Source organism: Thioalkalivibrio sp. HK1 (assembly GCA_000583135.1).
Classification (GTDB): domain Bacteria; phylum Pseudomonadota; class Gammaproteobacteria; order HK1; family HK1; genus HK1.
On sequence record JFBG01000019.1, the window covers coordinates 107,351 to 128,124 of the forward strand.

18 protein-coding genes and 1 pseudogene are annotated in these 20,774 nt (G+C 55.0%); 12 read left to right on the forward strand and 7 right to left on the reverse strand.

The window, feature by feature from the left end:
- Window positions 1–12 precede the first annotated feature (12 nt).
- Together BF99_RS0106985 and BF99_RS0106990 are read right to left on the reverse strand one after the other, a co-directional pair.
- The gene (locus BF99_RS0106985) at window positions 13–3,150 is read right to left on the reverse strand and encodes an efflux RND transporter permease subunit (protein WP_025770311.1); all 3,138 of its coding nucleotides are present in this window, start codon (window positions 3,148–3,150) and stop codon (window positions 13–15) included.
- Complete coding sequence (locus BF99_RS0106990; protein WP_025770312.1) at window positions 3,147–4,268, reverse strand: efflux RND transporter periplasmic adaptor subunit; 1,122 nt, start codon at window positions 4,266–4,268, stop codon at window positions 3,147–3,149. Before BF99_RS0106990 ends, BF99_RS0106985 begins: the two co-directional genes overlap by 4 nt.
- Before the next feature lie 408 nt (window positions 4,269–4,676).
- On the opposite strand from BF99_RS0106990, the gene BF99_RS0107005 reads away from it, so the two are divergent.
- Entirely contained in the window at window positions 4,677–5,549 is an 873-nt protein-coding gene (locus BF99_RS0107005; protein ID WP_038097563.1) for an urea carboxylase-associated family protein, read from the forward strand.
- A 180-nt stretch (window positions 5,550–5,729) separates the two neighbouring features.
- Entirely contained in the window at window positions 5,730–6,461 is a 732-nt protein-coding gene (locus BF99_RS0107015; RefSeq protein WP_156013206.1) for a hypothetical protein, read from the forward strand.
- A gap of 92 nt (window positions 6,462–6,553) precedes the next feature.
- Here BF99_RS0107015 and BF99_RS0107025 read toward each other — a convergent pair whose 3' ends face one another.
- Complete coding sequence (locus tag BF99_RS0107025; protein WP_051482808.1) at window positions 6,554–7,171, reverse strand: DUF924 family protein; 618 nt, start codon at window positions 7,169–7,171, stop codon at window positions 6,554–6,556.
- A gap of 105 nt (window positions 7,172–7,276) precedes the next feature.
- Here BF99_RS0107025 and BF99_RS0107030 point away from each other — a divergent pair, with 105 nt between their 5' ends.
- The 8 genes and pseudogenes from BF99_RS0107030 to BF99_RS21890 all read left to right on the forward strand — a co-directional run.
- On the forward strand, window positions 7,277–7,882 hold the full coding sequence (locus tag BF99_RS0107030; protein WP_197019063.1) for a DUF2946 family protein: 606 nt from the start codon (window positions 7,277–7,279) through the stop codon (window positions 7,880–7,882).
- Between the two features lie 512 nt (window positions 7,883–8,394).
- Window positions 8,395–9,558, forward strand: coding sequence for an MFS transporter (locus BF99_RS0107045; protein ID WP_051482810.1), 1,164 nt, complete (start codon window positions 8,395–8,397; stop codon window positions 9,556–9,558).
- A gap of 234 nt (window positions 9,559–9,792) precedes the next feature.
- On the forward strand, window positions 9,793–10,050 hold the full coding sequence (locus tag BF99_RS0107050) for a glutaredoxin family protein (RefSeq protein ID WP_025770318.1): 258 nt from the start codon (window positions 9,793–9,795) through the stop codon (window positions 10,048–10,050).
- Window positions 10,047–10,571 carry an MGMT family protein gene (locus BF99_RS23910; protein ID WP_081759149.1) on the forward strand — a complete coding sequence of 175 codons (525 nt, stop codon included), beginning with the start codon at window positions 10,047–10,049 and terminating at the stop codon, window positions 10,569–10,571. Before BF99_RS0107050 ends, BF99_RS23910 begins: the two co-directional genes overlap by 4 nt.
- Window positions 10,572–10,845: 274 nt before the next feature.
- Window positions 10,846–11,562, forward strand: coding sequence for an HAD family hydrolase (locus tag BF99_RS0107065; protein WP_025770321.1), 717 nt, complete (start codon window positions 10,846–10,848; stop codon window positions 11,560–11,562).
- Between the two features lie 567 nt (window positions 11,563–12,129).
- Entirely contained in the window at window positions 12,130–12,462 is a 333-nt protein-coding gene (locus BF99_RS20370) for a ComEA family DNA-binding protein (protein WP_051482811.1), read from the forward strand.
- Between the two features lie 264 nt (window positions 12,463–12,726).
- The gene (locus tag BF99_RS20375; protein ID WP_051482812.1) at window positions 12,727–13,368 is read left to right on the forward strand and encodes a DNA methyltransferase; all 642 of its coding nucleotides are present in this window, start codon (window positions 12,727–12,729) and stop codon (window positions 13,366–13,368) included.
- 12 nt (window positions 13,369–13,380) lie between these two features.
- Window positions 13,381–13,578, forward strand: a pseudogene (locus BF99_RS21890) (DNA methyltransferase); the annotation flags it as partial.
- Window positions 13,579–13,715: 137 nt separating this feature from the next.
- Here BF99_RS21890 and BF99_RS0107085 read toward each other — a convergent pair.
- On the reverse strand, window positions 13,716–14,627 hold the full coding sequence (locus BF99_RS0107085) for a hypothetical protein (RefSeq protein WP_156013207.1): 912 nt from the start codon (window positions 14,625–14,627) through the stop codon (window positions 13,716–13,718).
- A 384-nt stretch (window positions 14,628–15,011) separates the two neighbouring features.
- On the opposite strand from BF99_RS0107085, the gene BF99_RS22870 reads away from it, so the two are divergent.
- Complete coding sequence (locus BF99_RS22870; protein WP_156013208.1) at window positions 15,012–15,218, forward strand: hypothetical protein; 207 nt, start codon at window positions 15,012–15,014, stop codon at window positions 15,216–15,218.
- Window positions 15,219–15,262: 44 nt separating this feature from the next.
- On the forward strand, window positions 15,263–15,538 hold the full coding sequence (locus BF99_RS22875) for a hypothetical protein (RefSeq protein WP_025770324.1): 276 nt from the start codon (window positions 15,263–15,265) through the stop codon (window positions 15,536–15,538).
- Between the two features lie 225 nt (window positions 15,539–15,763).
- On the opposite strand, the gene BF99_RS0107105 is transcribed toward BF99_RS22875, so the two are convergent.
- The 3 genes from BF99_RS0107105 to BF99_RS0107130 all read right to left on the reverse strand — a co-directional run bounded on the left by BF99_RS0107105 (window position 15,764) and on the right by BF99_RS0107130 (window position 20,694).
- Window positions 15,764–16,567 (reverse strand): nucleotidyltransferase family protein, encoded by an 804-nt coding sequence (locus BF99_RS0107105; protein ID WP_025770325.1) that lies wholly within the window; start codon window positions 16,565–16,567, stop codon window positions 15,764–15,766.
- 414 nt (window positions 16,568–16,981) lie between these two features.
- Window positions 16,982–17,230: a hypothetical protein gene (locus BF99_RS0107125; RefSeq protein WP_025770326.1), complete on the reverse strand. Its 249-nt coding sequence runs from the start codon at window positions 17,228–17,230 to the stop codon at window positions 16,982–16,984.
- Between the two features lie 95 nt (window positions 17,231–17,325).
- Window positions 17,326–20,694 carry a type ISP restriction/modification enzyme gene (locus BF99_RS0107130; protein WP_025770327.1) on the reverse strand — a complete coding sequence of 1,123 codons (3,369 nt, stop codon included), beginning with the start codon at window positions 20,692–20,694 and terminating at the stop codon, window positions 17,326–17,328.
- Window positions 20,695–20,774 lie beyond the last annotated feature (80 nt).

Genomic DNA, 20,774 nt, shown 5'->3' on the forward strand with positions numbered 1-20,774 from the left:
TCGACGGGATTTTCAGGTGCCGGCGGCGACGGCGGGTTCCAAGGCGGAGTTTTTTTCCTCGCCGATGCGCAGCAGGCTCGGCAGCAAGATCAAGGTGAAGACGGTGCCGAAGCATATCCCCCCGACGATCGCCATCGCAAGACCTCGGTAGAGCTCGGTTCCCGCTCCCGGAAAGATCAGCAGCGGCAGCATTCCGAAAACGCTGGTCAAGGTGCTCATGAAGATCGGTCGCAAGCGCCCCGAAATGGCGTTGGAAACCGCATCGCGACGAGCGAGCCCTTCGCGCTCGAGGGTCCGGGTTCTAAGCACCAGCAAGATGGCATTGTTGACCACCAAGCCCAGCAGGATGATAAAGCCGATCATCGTCAGCAGATCGACCGATTGCCTCGTACCGAACAAGGTATTGATCCCCAAGATTGCGATCAACCCTCCGGCGGTGGCCAAAGGCAGGGCCAAAAGAACATAGAAGCTGTCCAAAAACGAGCGGAAGAGGGCGGCCATCAGTAGAAACAAGATGGTGACCGCCAGCAAGAAACCGCTGCTTAGACTGCCAAGCGAATTCTCGAGTTTGGAAGCGGTATCGCCATAGAGCACATCTCCGCTAGCGGGCAATTCCAACCTGATATAGGGTTCCGCCCGGGTGCGAATGGTTTCGATGACCTCTTCGATATTCATGTCATCCGGCGGGCGCACGCTCAAAGAGACCGTGCGCCGAGAGTCAAGGCGCTTGATCTGCGCCGGGCCGGTGGTGCGCTCGATTCGCACCAGATCGCCGATCGGAACCACCTCGCCTGCGGGCGTTGCAAGAGGGATCGCTCCCAATTCATCGAGCGTTTTCCAAGCCGGTATTCGGGCGTAGATCGGAATGCTGTCCTCGCCATCGAAATAATCCCCGATGCGTTCTCCATCCCCCAGCAATCCGGTCAGTCGGATCATGGACTGGCTGCTCAACCCCACCTCGATCAAGCGTTGTTTGTCGGGGGTCATGCGCAATTCCGGATCGAAAGCGTTCAGATTCGAGGAGAGGCGTACATCGGCGTCGGGCAGAATCTCCTCGATCAAATCCACACCGCGCTGGGCGGCCGCGGCCGCTTTTTCGATATCCCGACTTTGAATATCGACGGTGATGCTTTTGCTTCCGGTACTTCCTCCCAACAAAGAGCCTCGGTAGACGAAAGCGTTGGTGCCGGGGATCCCTCGTAAGGCTTGGTTGATGGTCGAGATCAATCGGTTCATATCCACCCCCTTCCCCGGTCGCACCCCCATGGTGATATTGCCGGAGAAGGCAAACATGTGGTAGTTGTCGATCCGCGGCTCTTTTTCGCCCGTCACGTAGGGCTGCAAGCGCGAAACGACGATCGATATCACTTCCTTTTCCAAGTGTTCGGCATTGATCCCCGACGGAGGGGTGATGCTGACGAAGACATATTCACGCTTGCCCGAGGGCAGGTAGCCGGCCCGCAGGGCGAAGGGGGATTCGGGCACGATCGCCGCCAAGCGCTGTATCGTGGGGATGCTTTCCAAGAAGGGTCTCGGGATGAGCAATGCCCCGATGACGATGGGAGTGGCGATGAGCGAGACGATCCACCCGAAGCGCCCGATGGGGTTATCGGTCGCTCGCATGATCACCCTCGTCATCCACTGCCACCAGTGTCGATGGGCATCACGAAGGTTCTCCTCGCTCAGCCAGCGGGAGGCGGCGGCCGGAATCATCGTCAGCGCGATCAATGTCGAGGCCGCGACCGCCACCGAGATGGCCAAGGCCAATTCCCCGAAGAGTTGCCCGGTCTCGTCGGAGAGGAAGATGACGGGAAGGAAGATGGCGATGGTGGTCAAGGCCGAGGCGACCAGCGCTCCTTGAACCTCCACGGGTCCCGAGGCGACCGCCTCGGAGATGCCCATGCCGCGCTCTCGCAAGCGCACGATATTTTCCAAGACCACGATCGAGGCATCGAGCGTCAATCCCACCGCGAACGCCATTCCCGCCAGTGAAATGATGTTGAGGGAGCGTCCTGCGATATCCAGTCCCGAGAAAGTGGCCAGCAGGGAGATCGGGATGGCGGCCGCCACCACCATCGTCGCCGAGAATTTGCGCAAGAACCACCATAAGGCCGCGATGGAAAGCAATATCCCCAAACCGAGGTTGTTGCGCAGCATATCGATCGAGCGATAGATATAGGTCGTCTCGTCGAAGGTTTGTTTCAGGCGAATTCCTTGTTGGGCGAGGGAGTGCCCGAGGTCGGCGACGGTATCCTTGACACCGCTCATCATCTTGAGAACGTTGGCTCCGCTTTCACGGTAGACGTTGATCCCCATCGCCCTCGTCCCGTTGTTGAGCGCGAAGCTGCGCTTTTCGGAGGTGCCGATCTCGATATCGGCGACGTCGCGCAGTCGCACCGATCGGCCATCGCGCCACTCGATGACCGTATCGCCCAACTCATCGAGATCGAAGGAGTCGCTGAAACGCAATACATAACTGCGTTTTCCGATATCGACATTCCCGCCCGAGGCCCCCCGATTGATTGACACCGAGTCGATCGCCTGCAAAAGACCGATCTTGGACATGGCCGTTTTATAGGGGTCGAAGGTGATTCGTACCTCGCGAAAATCTCCACCGATGGATCGGGCCTTGGACACTCCCGGGACGCGTTCGAGGCGGGATAGGACGATATCTTCGACATAGTTCAGATAACTGGCGATCGGTCGATCGTTTCCCGGCTCGGGGGTGACCATGAACCAAGCGGCCGCCCGATCTCCGCTCCGGCTCGTGGAAATCCTCGGATCGCCGGCATCGTCCGGTAGCCTGATGCCGTTGAGGCGGGTGATGACGTCCAACAACCCACGCTTGAGATCGTGATCCGCCGAGAATTCCAGCGATAAACTGGCGGTACCGTTATAGGCCGTGCCCACGAGTTTGGTCATGCCCGGCAGTCCGCTCAAGGCTTTTTCCTGCCTTTCGACGATATTCGATTCGACCTCCTCCGCAGCTGCCTTCGACCAGCTGGTGCCGATGCGGATGGAGGGTCTTTCGACGATGGGGGAGAGTTGTATCGGCAGGCGCAAAAGGCTCAAAGATCCGAAAAGCACGACCAGCAGCACCGCGACCAAAGTCGCGGTGCGATTGGAAAGCGCAAGGCCGGTCAGGTTCATGCCGGAGGTCTTTTCCTGTCGCCAAGTTCGATCGCTTCCACTGTCTGACCGGGCTTGAGTCGTTCGCCGCCTCGGATGACCACCCGATCCCCGGCCGCCACTCCATCGACCTCGATCAGATCGCCCTCGGCGATCCCGGTTGTTACCATCACCCGCTCCGCCGCATTGTCCTCGCCGATGCGAAAAACCGAGATCCCCTCGCGACGCACGATCAAGGCGTCTTGCGGAACGGCCACCACCTCGCGGGCGATCGAAGTGGGAAGGGCCACCCGCACGCTTTGTCCGATATCGAGTCGTCCGATATCGAGATCGGGGGGCTCGATCGAAAGGCGAATCTCGTAGATACCCGAGCGATCCTCTCTGGCGACGGGCACGATGGCGCGCACCCGGGAGGGAATGTCGAGCGAGGATGCCTTGACTTGGAGCCTATCGTTCTTGCGCACGAAGTCGAGGGCGGAAAGCGGAGCATGCGTTCGCACTTCCAACGATTCGGTATCGACGATGTGCATCATCGCCTGGCCGCTTAGTGCCCACTCCCCGCGATGCTGCAAGCGTTCGGTGATCGTTCCGGCAAAGGGGGCCCGAATGCGATGGCGAGCCAGGTGTTCGAGGGTCGTATCGAGACGAGCCCTGGCCGCTCGCAGGTCGCTGCGACCGATCTCTCGATCCGATATCGCCTTGTCGAGCCGGCTGCGGGTTTCGATATTGTCGGCAAGGAGTCTTTCCAAGCGCCGAACCTCGGCATCCAGATAATTCACCCGCGCTTGTTCTCGGGCGATCGCCGTTTCCTCCTCGATCAGCTGTTTTCGCAACAAGGTATCGTCGATTCGCGCCACCTCTTCTTCCGGCTCGACCACGGTACCGACATCGACGATATGCTCGATCCTCCCCGTCGCTTCGGCCGAAATCTGCGCTTGATTGCGAGAGATCACCGTGGCCGGATACCAGGCCACGGGAGCGAGTACCCGTCGCTCGGCGACGGCCAAGACCACCGGTATCGAACGGGAGCCTTGGGCCTCGCTCGTCGAGGGTGTCAGCGCGCACAAGAACGAGAGGGCGATTGAAAAAACGAGCGCTGCCCGATTCGGGTGGATATGTTCGCTTGGCGGAAGGGGCATCGCTAAGGGCTCACGGTTGCGATAAGACGGGATACGACAGGGAACGATGATATCAGGGTCTTCCGATTGATATATCTTGTATCTTTCGATGGTCGATATCCTTGATACGGATAACCGGGATACGGATAGCCGGCGGTATCTCGACGAGAAGACAAAAGCGACGATAAATCGAGTGTCGATCAAAATCTCGATCGGAATCTCGATCGGTAGGATATACGGTTTTTTCGCAAAATGAAGCAAAATGGACTCGACATTATATCGAAAGGCGCCTCTTCGTCCCTACCCTCGCATCGCATCGAATCGCATCGATGCGAGATCGAATCGCCGATCATCTCGAAGCCGTATCGGTGCCGGGCGAACTCGCCGGCGCGCAAGAACGAGCAAGAACGAGAAAAGGAATGAGCGATCATGGATATCGAATCATCAAAGATCGAGCCGCCGGATGCCGCCGCAAGAAGGGCGGTTCGGCCGGTCATTGTCTACCCTCTTGACAACCTGTCGCAGCCGGACCTGCGTCGATATCGAAGGGCGAGGGAAGGGGCGCACAAGACGGATGAGATCGTGATCGAACCCCGTCAGGCCGCATGTTTCGAGGTCGAGGCCGGGCGATTTTTTCGCATCACCTGTATCGAGGGTCCGCAGGTCGGGGATCTGAATCTTTGGAATGCGCATGATATCGGCGAGCGATTCTATTCGTCCAAGACCCGGGCGTTGCACGGTACCCATATCACGGTCGGGGATCGAATGTGGTCGAATCTACCCTTTATGCGCCCGATGGCGACCATCGTCGAGGATAGTCTGGCGTGGTACGGCAAGGATGAATACGGGGCTTCGGTGCATGATGCGATCGGATCGCGCTGCGATCCCTACACCGGGAATCTCCTGCGGGGTACGACCTACCATCATTGCTGTCATTCGAATCTCACGAGAGCCTTGGCTCGTCGAAAGGATTGTTCGCTTGACGAGGCGGAGTTGCATGTACACGATGTGCTCAATGTTTTCATGTGTACGGGGTTTACGCTCGATACCGGGCGATATTTCATGAAGGCGAGCCCGGTTCGCCCCGGCGATTATTTGGAATTCTTTGCCGAGATCGATCTGCTCGGGGCTCTGTCGGCTTGCCCGGGAGGCGATTGCTCCTTCGATCACTCATCCGACGCCGCCCGGTGCCATCCCTTGCAGGTCGAAGTCTTCGCCCCGAAAGAGGGTGCCTTGGCGGATTGGAGCCCTCCTTCGATCAACGATTACGATCGCTCTCATGGGTGCGAAATAGCCAAGTGATGCGCCGAAGCCCCGCGCCCCCGAGCGACGCTATCGGATCGAGTGCAAAAACCGGATGCCGGATTCCATGGTGTATGAGATCGAGCATGCGCTCGAGGCTTGCATTCTCAAGGCCCCGGCGTGCATCTCGATGCTTCGGATACCGTCGACGCCCCTCGCTTATCGACCAAGGAGAAGATCATGACCATCGCGATTGCGGTGCGCAAGAACGCGAAAATCGCACTGGCATCGGACAGTCAGACCAGCGTGGGAGAGATGCGGGTGCCGGCGGCGGATAATTCATCGCCGAAGTTCATCCCGATCGGCAAGGCCTATATAGCCGATGCCGGCATCGCGCTCTATTCGAATATTTTGCCGGAGGTCATCGCCCGCCACCGCAAGATACCGTCCCTTGATAGCGAAGCGAATGTCTTCAAGTTTTTCAGCGGATTTTGGAAAGAGTTGCAAAATTATCACTATATCAAGCCCCAGCCCGATGGCCATAACTCACCGTTTGCGAATCTATACAACGATTTTCTGGTGGTCTCTCCCCAAGGGATCTTCCGGGTGGCACCGGATCTCACGGTGCTTCGCTACGAGCGATATTGCGCGATCGGATCCGGAGAGCATTTGGCTTTGGGGGCGGCCCATATCCTCTATGAATCGCAAGCCGATGCCGAGGAGATCGCTCGGCGTGCCGTCGAGGCCGCCATTGAGCACGATACCGGATGCGGGGCTCCGATTCACGAAGTCGAGATACGCCAAGACTCACCATCCGGCGAGAAGGCCGCTCGATCGGTCAAGCGCCGACCGGCACTTAAGCGAAGCGAGAAAAGCCGGATCGAGAAAGGCCCGATCGAGAAAGGCGATACCGAGAAAAAGACGGGCGCGAAATCTCGCCCCGGAAAATCCTCGTCCCAAATCAAGGGATGACAAAGAGCGATCTTTTCGCCCTCGAAAATTCGATGAGTGCGATCCCGGATATCGATGATCGAATATCCATGATCGAAGGAATCGTTCGAGGACTATTGACCGAAAGAGGGGCCGCCATCGTCGAGGAAGTGAATTTCCTCGGGGGTGGACGGGCGTTCGAGCACCCGATTGCGGTGCGGGAAGCGCCCGAATCTCTCGATGATATCGAAATGGATACGAGCGGACTCGGTGCTTTTTTCGAGGAGAAATCCCAAGGAATCGTCGGCTTCGCTTTCAAGAAGGGTGTAGCGCTCGACGGATAGTTTTTGTATCTCGATATCCTCGGCATGCTGCATGGGCATATAAAGGAAAACGCGCTCGATCGGATGCAGGGCGCGATCTTGCGCGCTTTCGATCGCGGCCCGACAATGGGCGAGGGCTTGGGCATCGTGCATGAACGCCGCCTTCGATGCACGGTGGACATTGCGCGGTATCTGATCGAGCAGGATCACCAACGCCAGCCGACCGCGGGGGGTGGCGCCCCACGCCTCGAGTCGAAGGTCGGCCGCATCTTCGAGCGCAGGTCCGAGCCGATCGGCGCATAGCCGGTCGAAATCGGGTCCGCCGCCGAACCATACCTGGCCTCGTTTTTCCAAACGTTCGATATTCGAGGTGGTATCTTCGAACCAGAAGGACAAGACTTGCTCGGCATCGATATCGCTTTTTCTCACATCCTTGTCTCCGGTTGCGATCCTCTTATGGAGAATCGATCTCTTCCAAGGCTTCGCGTTTTTTCCTAAATGGAAATCTTTTTGGCAAGCGATCAAGGGAATCGGATGCGAAACCTTCGGGGATCGACAGTGGACGAATATCTATCGAGAGCGGTGGCGAAATGGCCGGATGTACCGGCGGTTCATGGATGGCTCGCGCTGGATCGTCGCGGTCGATGGCTTTTGCGCGGATCGAGGGTGCTCAACCCCGCCCTTATCGATTATATCTCTCGCAACTATCGCTCGGATTCGCAAGGACGATGGTTTTTCCAAAATGGCCCGCAGCGAGTCTATGTCGATCTCGATTGCACTCCTTTCGTTCACTCGTTGGATGGCAATGGCCGGCTGATCACCCATACGGGTCGGCCGGTGAGCTGCGTGTGCAACGCTTGGATGGACGAAACCGGCTCGCTCATCTTGGAAGCCGAGCCCGGCCCGGGCCTTGTGAACGATCGCGATCTCGCAGTCCTTTGCGAATCCCTCGTCGATGAAAAGGATCGGCCGGTCGATGACGAGGCCTTCCTTCGATGGATGGCGGATGCGGATACACCGCTCGATGCGCATCTGCCTAAGATTCGGCTGGCTATTCAAGGGGCGAGGATCGATATCGCTCGCATTCACTCGAGCCGAATTGCGGACCGTCTCGGCTTCGATCCGAGTCCTCGTCCATGAAGAGCGGACAAAGCGACAATTCGATCGGGCGAGGTTTCGATGGCCGAACATCGAGTTCTTGCATCCTTTTTTCTTGACCGAGGGTGGATCTTTCCCGCTGCCGATATGTCGATGCTTTGCGGTCGATGCAAGGCGGTGATCTTTTGCTCCGGATGAAAAGCAAAGAAGATCAATCGGGAGATGCTTTTCGAGCCGATTCCTTCGAAGCGGGCCGACCGGAATCTCGGTCTTGACTTCGTTTTCGCCGGAAAAGATAATGCACCGGTGTTCGATTGAAAGTGTTCGATTGAAAGTGTTCGACCGAAGGTGTTCGACTGAAAGAATCTGCTACGATATTGGATCGATCGTGATGATTCCGGTCGGTATCGACAAGCGGCCTCGAGCGAGCCGCTCGGACATCCATAGACCTAATAGACTACATTATCGGGCGTTGTTGACCTCTCCCTCGTCTTTCAGGTATTTATACTCGAAGCAAGAGGGAGTCGATCGCATTTTGCGACCCGGCGTATATCGTGCTCATTCGCCAGACACTTTCCTCCGTCGCCTCGCTTCTGCTCTCATACGGGCTGTTGCTGGTAGCCAATGGCCTGCTCGGAACCCTGTTCGGCTTGCGCACCAAGCTCGAGGGTTTTCCGACGTTGGTGGTCGGGCTGATCGTCAGCGCCTATTTCGTCGGAATGTTCGCCGGTGGGATCTGGGCGGTCTATGTAATTGCAAGGGGCGGGCATATTCGGGCCTTCGCCGCCTTTGCCTCGTTGATGTCGGTGACCGCGATCGGGATCGTTCTCGTGATCGATCCTTGGATCTGGACGGTGCTGCGTTTTATCGGCGGCTTTTGCATGGCCGGCATGATCATGGTGACCGAAAGCTGGCTCAACGAGCGTACCGTCAACGCCTCTCGCGGTCAGGTGCTGTCCTTTTATATGATCACCAACTATCTCGGTGTGACTTTGGGACAGTTCATTCTCCCGTTGGGAGATCCGGCGCATTTCGAGCTTTTTTGCGTAGCATCGATCATCTATTCTCTCGCTTTGTTGCCGGTGTTGCTGACCCAAGCGGATGCGCCGACCCCCACGCCTCGAGAGCGCCCGAGCATCCCCGAGCTGTGGAGGGTCTCGCCGCTCGCCCTCTTGGGAGTGATGGCCGCCGGAGCGGTCAACGCCGGATTCCATGGATTGGGTCCGGTATTCGCCCACGATACGAATCTGAGCGTGACCCAAACGGCGATCTTCATGGCCGCCGGGGTCTCGGGCGGGCTCTTGCTGCAATGGCCCGTGGGTCGGATGTCCGATCGCATGGATCGGCGCAGCCTACTGATAGCGGTCGTCTTGGCGTCCACCGCGATCTCTTTGGGAGTTGCGTTCACCAGCGCTATCGGAAACTTCGTTTCGATGATCGCATTGACCGTCGTCTATGGCGGGCTTTCCTTTGCGATCTATTCGATTTGTCTCGCTCACGCCAACGATTTCGTCCCCGCGAAAAAACTCGTTCGGGTATCGAGCGGAATGTTGATGGCCTACGGTATCGGCGCCTCCTTCGGTCCTTTGCTCTCGTCCACGCTGATGAGCGGTTTCGGAGCCCAGATGCTCTTCGTGGTCAGTGCCGGGGTGCACGGCGCTTTGGGGCTCTTTGCGCTTTATCGCATGCGTCGTCGCAGTGTTCCGAGTCGAATGTGAAGGGCGACGAGCGAGGGGCGAAAGCCAGGGGCGACGTCGTCATACCGGATGTCGTCATATCATTCGTATCGTCTTGGTAGTGCAAGACTCGCTCGCAAGCACCGATCCCCCGGTACATATCGCCGTTCAGGCGTCTTTGTGAAGGGAAGGGGAGAATCGACCATCGGCAACGGACAAGGCCGCAGGTGTCGAGACGCATGGCAGATGACGATCTTCTAGGGGAATGATTTTTCGATGACGACGCGCTTGGTTGTCTACGAACGCATGGGATGCCATCTATGCGAGGATATGGTCGCTACCCTCGCCGAGTGGCGTAAGGAGCTCGATATCGATATCGAGCGGGTGGATGTGGATCGATCGGCGGAATTGGCGGCCCGTTACGGTTTGCGAGTCCCGGTGCTCGTTTGCGGCGATGCCGAGGTCTGCCACTTTTTCCTCGATCTCGAGGCCTTGCGAGAGGCGGTGAGCGAAGGCGAGAGCCGAAAAAGATGAGCGCCGCACGGGATCGAGGATGTGGTAGCCCGATACACGCTTGCCGGGGTGCATCGCGGATATCGGCTTGCCCCCGACCTTCTGGTATCGCTGCCCATAAGGTGGATCGCGGATCGTCTCTTGGATCCAAGCATGGTTCCAAGAGACGATCGTCGGCCCCCGAGGGCAGGTACGAGCGCATCTATGCGATCGTGTGCCAGATTCCGCCGGGGAGGGTGGCTACCTACGGGCAGGTGGCGGCGATCGAAGGAAATATCACCGCGCGCATTGTCGGCTACGCCTTGGCCTCGCTCGATCATGCAAGGCAAGAGGTTCCGTGGCAGCGGGTGATCAATCGTTCGGGGGAGATTAGCGAGCGTCGAGGGGGCGGCGGCACCGATCGGCAGCGCTCGCTATTGGAAAGCGAGGGAGTCGTTTTCGATGCCCGCGGGCGATTGGATTTCGATATCTGCGGCTGGGATGGCCCGGATATCGATTGGCTTCACGCCAATGAATGCCATTTCTCTCCCCGAAGATCCTAGGAAGGGAAAACCATAGGGACAGCCGGGCTCGGATGATCCGCTTGTCGTTCGGCCCGAGATCCTTGGTCTTTGCCAAGCGTCGATCGCTTTCTCTCGGATCGGATCCTCGGGTTTTCGATGTCCTTGCGCTTTGCGAACGGGCAAGCCCTTGGCTTCCAAGACCCGAGGGCGAGTTTCGAAAGCGAGGGTTGATCGAAAAGGCGCAAGGGCTACCGCCTCTGCTCGATCATCGATGGAAAAAAGCCTTGGATAACCAGCATCTCGGATAACAAGCATGAGTATTCATTGCATCACCTTCGATCTCGACGAGACTTTGTGGGAGACGGGTCCGGCATTGGAACGGGCCGAGCAAGCGCTCCATCGATGGATCGTGCGTACCCTTCCCGATAGCGAACCTCGCGCTCTGGCCGATCTGCAGGCGCATCGGCAGCATTTTTATACCACTATCCCCGAGATCGTCCACGATCTGACGCAAGCCCGCATCTCGTGGCTTGTCGCCTTGTTGACCGAGGCGGGCTACCACCCGCAAGAAGCGAAGATGCTGGCGAGCAAGGGCTTCGAAGTCTTCGCCGAATGGCGCAGCCGCCTCGTTCCCTTCGACGGAGTGCAAGAAACGCTTGCGGCTCTCAAAGAACGCTATCGGGTGGGAGCGATTACCAACGGCAATGCCGATGTGCGACGAGTCGGCATCGATCATCTGCTCGATTTCGTGATCACCCCGGTCGAGGCCGGGGCGGCCAAGCCCGATGCTGCGATCTTCCGTTGCGCACTCGACACGGTGCAGGTGCGAGCGCAGGAGGCGGTTCATGTCGGGGACGATCCGGTCTGCGATATCGCCGGTGCCGCCGCTCTGGGCATGAAGACGATCTGGATGAATCCCGCAGGCCTTCCATGGCCCGATGGTTCGGGCACCAAGAAGCATTCACCGACCGCCCCCGATGCCGAAATCCGCACCCTTTCGTCCATCATCGAGCGAATCGAGCGCTGGTAACACACCTTATTAAGATAAAAGCCCGATCAAGGGGCTTGTCGGTTCCATCAAGGGCAGGTCGAACGACCCTGCGATCATCTCGAAGAACCGGAAATCTCGATATCCCCCCTCGCTTACACGCCATCGATCGGTAGCCCCCGGGCCGAGGGTCGTCATCGAAAGAATCGCCGCTCCCATCGGTAGCCCTTTGGGTACGCTCGGGGACCGGCCACTTCCCATACGTTTTTCTCTCGCCGCACCTTTCATCGCAAGAATCCTTGTGGGAAGAGTGTAATGGGCTTGTAGTAGGCCTTTACTCTTCCGCTCGACTCATCAGGTCTCTTCATACACCAGCGATATCCGAAGACTGTGGGGAAAAGGCCCCTCGATATCGCCCCTTTTTCTCGCTCGACAAGGCGTCGAGGGACGATTCTCCTTCCGATTCGATGCAGTGAAAGTGGCAAAATGCTGATGGGTATCGGGAACTTTGGACGGTGATCTTGCATGAAGGCTCGGATAGCGTTTTTATCGTGACCGCAAAGATTGGCAGCGGCTCGCACCCCATCCACCCAACACGGGAGAATTTCTATGGTTACGGAACTTGGCAGGTCGGCATGGAAGGGCTTGGCGTGCGCTATCGTCATGGCCTTGGCAACCTTGGTTCATGCACAGGACACCGTCGATATCAACACGGCGAGCGCCGAAGAACTGGCGCAGACCATCACCGGCGTGGGAATCAAGAAAGCGCAGGCCATCGTCGAATGGCGCGAGCAAAACGGCCCTTTTTCCTCGATCGACGAACTCGTTCAGGTCAAAGGCATCGGCAGCAAGACCTTGGATAAAAACCGGGACCGCCTGCGAGCGGGCACGACTTCCGAGGGCGACATGAAAGCCGATACCGCCTCCGACAGCGCCAATTGACTTTGCCGATCTCACGGGTCGGGGCGAGAGCGCTCCGACCCGTTTTTTTCCCACAGGTCATCCCGAGAAAACCCTCTCAAGCGATAGAATCTCGAGAAAATCACTCACAAGGTGAATGACGATCCAAAGACGATCCGAGACGGACCCCTAAACAAGCACCGAGGAAGAGGCTATCGGGGTGCAAAAATCGGGGGTTGGCCGCAAGACCAGCGCAGCCTCGCCCCGGAATCGATCGGTCGGACGACCCATAGGAGGATTAGCCGGATGACCATCATGCTCCGAAAATCGATGCAACGGACATGGCAACCCGATTTCTTTGCATGGGATAACGAACCGCCTTGCCCCTACTCGGATGACGATTACGATCTCCATAACGCCGATTGCATGGAGATTTATGCGGATATGGACGATCAGAGCGTCGATATGATGCTGACCGACCCGCCCTATGGAACGACCCGTAACGGATGGGATACGAAAAAATTCCAAGAGATGCTGGATCAAACATGGATGCACTGGACAAGAATCGTCAGACCCCATGGAGCGATCGTGGTCATGGCCGCCTCCCCCTTCGATAAAATAATGGCGGTATCCAATTTGGAACTCTATCGCTATGAATGGATATGGAACAAAAACAAGGCGACGGGCCATCTGAACAGCAAGCGCTTGCCGATGAAGGCGCACGAAAACATCTTGGTTTTCTACCGAAAACCACCGACCTACAATCCGCAGCGGACATTGGGCCATGCCCCGAGCAATGCGGTCAATCCCGCACTGGTACCGGAGCCCGAAGAACTTCGCAATTACGGACACCACCACTGCCTTGGAAACCCGGGCGGAGATACACAAAGACATCCGCGCACCATCATCAACATCCCGGTAGTCAATAACGATAGCGACGAGAAATAGCATCCGACGCAAAAGCCGGTCAAGCTGATGGAGTTTCTCATCAGAACATATACCAACCCCGGACAGTTGGTTTTCGATCCCTACATGGGAAGCGGCTCCACCGGAATCGCGGCACTGAGATGCGGAAGGCGTTTCGTCGGGGTTGAACAGGACGATGAATATTTTCACCAAACGGTTTTGCGTTTCGAGCCCCAAGTGTTGATGGTATAAACGCCCCGCCGAAAAATCCTTATTCCAAGCCATCGAGGCTGGTGCGAAACAGCTGCTCGATGGATTTGATCATAGATATGATAGGTATCGTCTGGTCGGAATTTTATCCGAGCGATATCACCCATCTTGATATGTGGTTACATCTGCAGTTTTGATTGTCGAGCGCCCGGTCGATGATCTTTCACCTCGACGATCGATCGCTTCATTTTCAAGCCATCAGAGGTTAATGTCTGTTTCTCTCTTACCGAGCAGACCAAGAAATCACCTTTGGAAAAAGCGATCTCGTTGTTTGCGATTCGATCCAAAAAGGCATTGTCCTCGATCGTCACGCTGAAAGATAGATCACCGTCGGTAACCCGCCATTGATTATCCTCCTTGAAACTCAAATTGATGATTTGGAGATTGATATCTCTTATCGTATCCGAAACATCATCCTCTCCCTCTTCGAATTCAAAATATTCGATATCTTCTTTGCGGATATTGATATCTTTTGAATCGGGCCTTCTCACCCGAATATTCTCGATGCCTTCTTTGGAAAGCGAAGAAACGAATTTCCTTGCTTGCTTTCTAACGCTTCGGCTTTTCGCCAATTCCAAAGTTTGCGGATCGGTGGTTATATAGTTATCCCCGATATGAATGTGGACATTTCCTTCTTTATATTCGATCCTATCGGGTTTTCTACCTCTTAGCCAAATGATCAATATGATCAATCCGGCAACGGTGCCGCCTGCGATCTCTTTGAGTTTGAATAAAAAATCGAGAATCTCGTTTGCCGTTGCGATCTTGCTCTCGTTATTCGATATCCAATCATACAAACCCTTTGCCTGTTCGATAATCGACTGTATCGAAATGAGATCGACTTCGAACGAGCCTTCGGAAACGGCACGCATCTTGATCGATATTTTCGCCCGATCGCCGTTTATCTCGTGGTTCGCAGCCTGTATCAACTCGCCCAAAGACAAAATGGCCGGCGCCAGATCCTGCACATCGATCGCCCCGTTCTCGACGGCGGATCCCTCGAAAACCAAGGTCATTTTCGGCTCGCTCATCCCGTATCTCCTGAAATTAGCCGGATAGGATGCTTGCAGTATAACCGATATGGGTAGCGGAGTTCGATGATTGATTCATGCTATATATTTCGTGTTATAAATAATATAGAAATATCATAGAATCAAGCGTTCAGTCAAGGCACACTTCCCTCGCACCAGTGTTATTTGAGACGTCGATCAAGGCCTGATCCAAAATCTGATTTTATGGGATAACGGAGGTGTCTCGTGGTAAATCGTAGGAGAGGTCAGCAGCCAAAAAAAGGGGGGACTCCTCGGAAACCGAGAATGACGGTGGCGTGCAAGATTCCCCCGCCCTAGGGTTATTTGGGACACTATTTAAGACCTGATCCTAACCCTGATTTTATGGGACAACGGAGGTGTTCCATGACCATTCAGAAGGATGAGAAAACGGGTTCGACTCGCAGAAAGCGCATGACGGCCAAGCGCAAGCAAGAGGCCGTCAAACGAGTTGACCGGGGTGAGTCCATCGAGCTGGTGGCTCGAAACTTCGATGTGACCGCGGCTGATACGAGTCGTTCTTCAAAGGGTCTGAGTGTGCTTTCGAAAAGAGAAAAAGTCGGATCCCTTTAACCAAGAAGATCGGCAGACTGAAATCCTTGCCTGATTCGGCCACCATGGACAATGAGTTGCTGCGCGAGAAGATCGAAAAGATGGAAGCGGCTCGCCCTTTTGTGCAGTGGAGGTCGAGGCTAATGAGTGCCGTCATCTCTTTCCTTCGCGAAGAAAGATTACGGCCTGTTGCGGGTGCGCCCGGTTTGGAAGACCAACCGCTCCGGTGGGTATTGTCAGGCGTGTATCGTCATCTGAATGCGGCCAAGGCCGGTCGTCCTCGCCAAAATCTGGGGCCACACGGCGAGATGCCCGGTGCACAAATGACCGAAGCCATTTGAAATGGCGGTATCGCCCCAAGCAATGCTCTTGACTCCGATCTTGGGGTTCAAAGACCGCAGTCACCAACTGGATGGCGTTTGAATCGAAAGCCTCGATGCCGGAGGGTGGCCCACAAAGGCGGCAAGCAAACTCGGGATTTGGGACCTGCGATCTTTACCAAGCGATGAAGCCTTGTTCCATCGAGGAAATCTTGGCGATATCGGAGCCGTTTTTCCGATAGTTTTTCAGAAGACAGCGCTTCTCGACCCCGATGCGATCTCCCGCCGCACCTTGCGATCGATCGCCGCCAAGCGTTCGGGGGTGCCGATGTCGGCCCATTCACCTCGATAGTGCTCTGCATGGACCGTTCCCTTCCGGATGGCATCGCGCAAGACCATCGATAAAGGAAATATCTCTTCCTGCTTGGGAGCGAAGAGCCGGGGCGAGTAGCGGCCGATCCCGCTGAAAGTCAAGCGCTCATCCTCGCCCATCTCGACCACCCTCCCGTGCACGATCCTGTCTGCTTTTTGCCCCTCGGCCCGTTGCCCGTCTTCTCCTTCCGATACCGGCGCGGTCGGCACCGACTTGCCCGAGGCAGACATGGCATCGGGCAAGAAACCGAAATCCCCGTGCGGATGATGAGAAGGGTTATCGACCAAGACGATAAAGGCATCGCCTTTACCCGCATCTGAACGCAAACGCTCGAAGGGATAGTCGGTCCAGACATCGGCGTTGATCACCACGAAATCCCCATCCCCGAGTAGCGCCAACGCTCGACGGATCCCCCCGCCGGTATCGAGCGCCCCCTCGGGTTCGAAGGAATAGTCGATCTTCACCCCCAAACCGGAGCCATCCCCCAAGCATTCCACGATCTGATCCCCAAGCCAAGCAAGATTGACCACGATATCGTGAAAACCCGCTCGCTTCAGGCGCCGAATTTGATGCTCGATCAACGAAACCCCCGCCACCTCCAACAAGGGCTTGGGCCTTTCCAAGGTCAAATCCCCCATCCGCTCCCCCCGCCCGGCGGCAAGGATCATCGCTTTCATCGAATCGTTTTCGAACATGGCCAACACCCAAGTTGTCCTGCCTTCGCTTCGGTCAAGGATGATAACGATCAAGGATGATAATGGTCAAGAAAGCGCTTTGATGGAAGAGGAGATTCGATAGGGGAGGGCTATACTGCTTTCAAGTTCATAAATCATCTTATGGTAATTCGCTTTGAAGCGATCGAATTTCCCGATAGATCGACCGCTTTGGAGTCGATCTGCAATACTTCGTGATGATCACCCGATAGAATCATGAATAGCGGATATCGCCCTTTGAATCGGATCGACCATGTATTTTCGGGGAAGCGAATCGCATTCGTCTCGCCGATACAGGTTCGGATTTCATCTGGCTTTGATCATGCTCGATAAAAAATGAAATCTGCAAATCATTTCTAGTAGAGGTCGCTACACCGGTCATTTGAAGATCTTCTTAATGCTTTTCGATAGTTCATCGCTGATTGCATCTGTAACATCTTTCGTGATGGATGGCATTTCCTTGGCAATAGCCGCCTTCCGGAGTCGATCTCCGGTGAATGCGGTATTGCATCCTTGACAGATATGACGATCTGATTTTTCGTCAGACATGAATTGAGAATGTCCACATTTCGGACAAAAGACCGTGACACTCCGGTTTGCTGCTTTTTCGATTCTTCTGGCGTCCATGAAATAGCCCTCTTTTTTCGATCTTTCCCGATTCCCCCAGCGGATGAGAAATAGATATGAAGCGAAAAAAATCTCTTCATGTTCAAAGGAGTATTCTAATACGCCGGGGGTAGTCCGTCGATGATTTTGGCGCTCTCGATGCTCAGATAGGTGATGCGTTGGATGTGGCGGATTAGCCATTGGGGGTCGCCTTGTTCGGCGATCCAGTCGTTGGGGTCGTTTTGGATGCCGCTGGCTTTGTCGGTTTTGATTTGGTAGCGCTCGATCAGCCATTTGAGGGCGGGGCGGCCGGCGACTTGGTAGCGTAGGGCGGCTTCGGGGATTCCGGCGATGGTGATGCGCTCGTTGTAGACGATGCGGGTGCGGTCTTCCTTGCCATCCTGCTTGCCCCAAGCCATTTTGATCACGCGGCGGCTTGTCTCTTCGGGGACGCCGGGGAGGGCGGGGGCGCCGTCGATCAGGATATTCAGGGGATATTCGGGGCCGGTTTCGAAATTCAGGTGCAATTCGGCCAGCCGATGGCCTGCGTCTCGGAAGGCTTCGAAGTGGGTGGCGTCTTTGGGCATCGGGATGCGGGGTAGGGATTTTTTCAGGTCGATGGCGAAATCGCGCTGGTAATCCGGGGCGTGGAGGATGCCGTAGACGTAGTCGAAGATGTCGTCTCCGGTCAGGGAGTCATCGCCGCAGAGGGTGCGGAATTCGCGGACGGCGGTCTCGGTGATGTTGTCTTGACGTTGGCCGTCTTTGCTCCATACGTAGCGGGGGAAGCACTGGCTTTTTTCTATGAAATCAAGGTTCGGTACGCGGTTGACAATTAGTGGAGACCAGACTTCTCGAGAGCCGATACCGGGCACTATGATTGCGCGGTTTTCGATATCGGGTTTCGGGAAGTAGCTAGGTTGGCGGTAAACGCTGTTGTTGAAATGACGATCAAAGTATAAATAGCGTAGGCAGAATGGTCTATAGGAAGAGAGACATATTGCACTAGAATCAAATATTCCGTATTTACCTTTCGCAAGATCTTTTTTTAGATTTCCGTCCCAACTGATTTTTGATGGATCATTATCAATGAATGTATCAGGTGTAATCCTTGGATTATCTTGAGTGGCTACAGCGAAAGATTTAACCTGCTCATTATAAAAAGTGATTGTCCGCTCCATATTATCTATCAATTTGCTACGACTGAAGTTGTAAGCCCAGAAATCACGATTGGTAGCAATTCCAAGGCTATAGCTACTAAAAATAGTATCAGGTTGGGCCATCTTGCCAGATTTTACTTGTTTATTTCCCAAAGATTTAAAATATTGGAAACGTGGATCATGCTGATTGATCCAATCGTAGTCGGTGTTAGGAATGATGTGTCGCCAGATTAATCCGCCAATATGTCTGGCCTTTACGATGCGGTCGATTTTATGCTCGCGCTTTAAATCGTTGCCAATGTCATGATAGTAAATCTGACAGACACTCGATTTCTTGCGGCGGATCAGGATTGAGATTGAGCATCCACTCATGCTGGCATTTTCAAAGATATTTTCGCCCTCGTGTGCAGTACCCTTGGAGAGCATGTCCTTACGGATATCGCCGCGTAGGTCAAAAAGATATATACGATCAAATTCTTCCGCTAATATTTGTCGCATCCCATCGGCGAAATTTCTGTCGATCCAAGCCGATGGAGAGACGAAAGCAATTATCCCTTCATCGCCCAATCGATCGCTTGCCCAGCGAAATGCGCGGATATAGCTATCATACAGGATATTCTTGTTATTCGCTTTTGAATGCGCTGCATAACTAGCGCGGATACTGTCATCAAGCTTCGGATAAATCATATTTTTAGCGTTATCGTTTTCCGATTTCTGCTGCCTTGACCACGGTGGATTGCCGACAATCACCCGTATAGGAGCCTTGCGTTGGCGGGCCAGACGCTGATCATTTTCCGGGAACATTTCACCTGTCCCTGTAGTATCGCGTTCAAAGAGGTTGAAAGTATCTGTGAGAACGATTCCGGGAAATGGTCGATAATCCCCACCCGCTCTGTCATGGAAGGCTTCTTCGATGTTCACCGATGCGATGTAATAGATCAGCAGTAGTATCTCGTTGGCATGTAGTTCGTGGTTGAATTTACGTTCAAGGTCTTTGTCTTTGATCAGATCCGAGTTTTGGATCAAACGATTGATAAAGCTACCAGTTCCGGTAAATGGATCAATGATATGCACTCCTTCATCGCTCAATGACCTCCCGAACTCGGATCGTAGAGCATAATCCGCACTCGCCAGCACGAAGTCCACTATCTTGATGGGAGTATAGGCAATTCCAAAACTGCGAGCGACTCGGGGAAAAGCGATTTCGAAAAAATTCTCGAAAAGATCGATGATGACTTCCTGGCGACCGATTGCATTATCGATTCCCGCGGCGCGGCTGCGTACCGAATCGTAAAATCGTTCCAAGTCATCTAAATCGGATTTTAGAATACTATCGTTGAATCGATCGATAACGTTATTTATTGATCTGGAGACGGGGTTGCTGTTTGCGAATTCGTAATCAGCGAATAAGGCATCGAAAACAGGTCGCGTGATTAGGTGCTGTGCGAGCATAGATGTCGCATCTTCTTTTGTTAGATTATCGTTGATATTGCGGCAGATATCCGCTAGAAAATCGTGGTAGACCATTTTGAAATCGGAATTGTTTGTGCGTAGTGTCTCAATTCGTTCTACCAGAGTTGTATGAATATTGGCGACATCCTTTGCCCAACTAACCCAATATCCCCTCTCGCCACATTTATCGACGATCTTGGCGTAGATTGCCTGTTCCCATAGTGCGAGTTGGGCGGCTCTTTTCGTCTCGGTGACCGTTGCTTCCGCTACGGCATCGGCGAATGTTTCATCCTCTTGACCGAACCCGATGCCGATATGCCGGATATTTTCCGGTTTGGCTTTGTTGAGTTCGATTTTGTTGATGATCGATTGGAAGCGGTCATCGTGGGCTCTAAGGGCGTTGAGTACTTGCCATACCGCCTTATAGTTGGAGCCTTCCAAAGCCTTTGCGGGATCTTCGTTCGGGTTGACTACAACGGGCACGACCACGTAGCCGTAGTCTTTTCCCGGTGCCGTTCGCATCACTCGACCAACGGCTTGGACAATATCTATTTCAGACTTGCGAGGCTGCATGAAGAGCACGGCGTCGAGGCTGGGAACGTCGACGCCTTCGCCCAGGCATTTGGCGTTGAAGAGGAGTTTGCAGACCGGCTCGCCTCGTTCGTTGCTCGAGGGTTCTTCTCGTAGCCAGTCGAGGGCTTTGTTGCGCTTCGGCGCCGACATCCCGCCGTCGACGTGTTGGGTTTCGCACGCCAGAAAATCGATTTCCGAAGGGAGGGGGTTCTCGCCGACTTTTGCAATGATTTCTTGAAACAGACTCGATAGTTTTTGCGAGTCGCTTATTCGGTTTGCGAAAGCGACGGCACGGCGCATAGGAACGCTTTCAGACCATCGAGGCTGAAATTTTCTGGGGGGGGGGTAGTGGCTGCCTGATGAGCGTAGAAAGGCTCTAC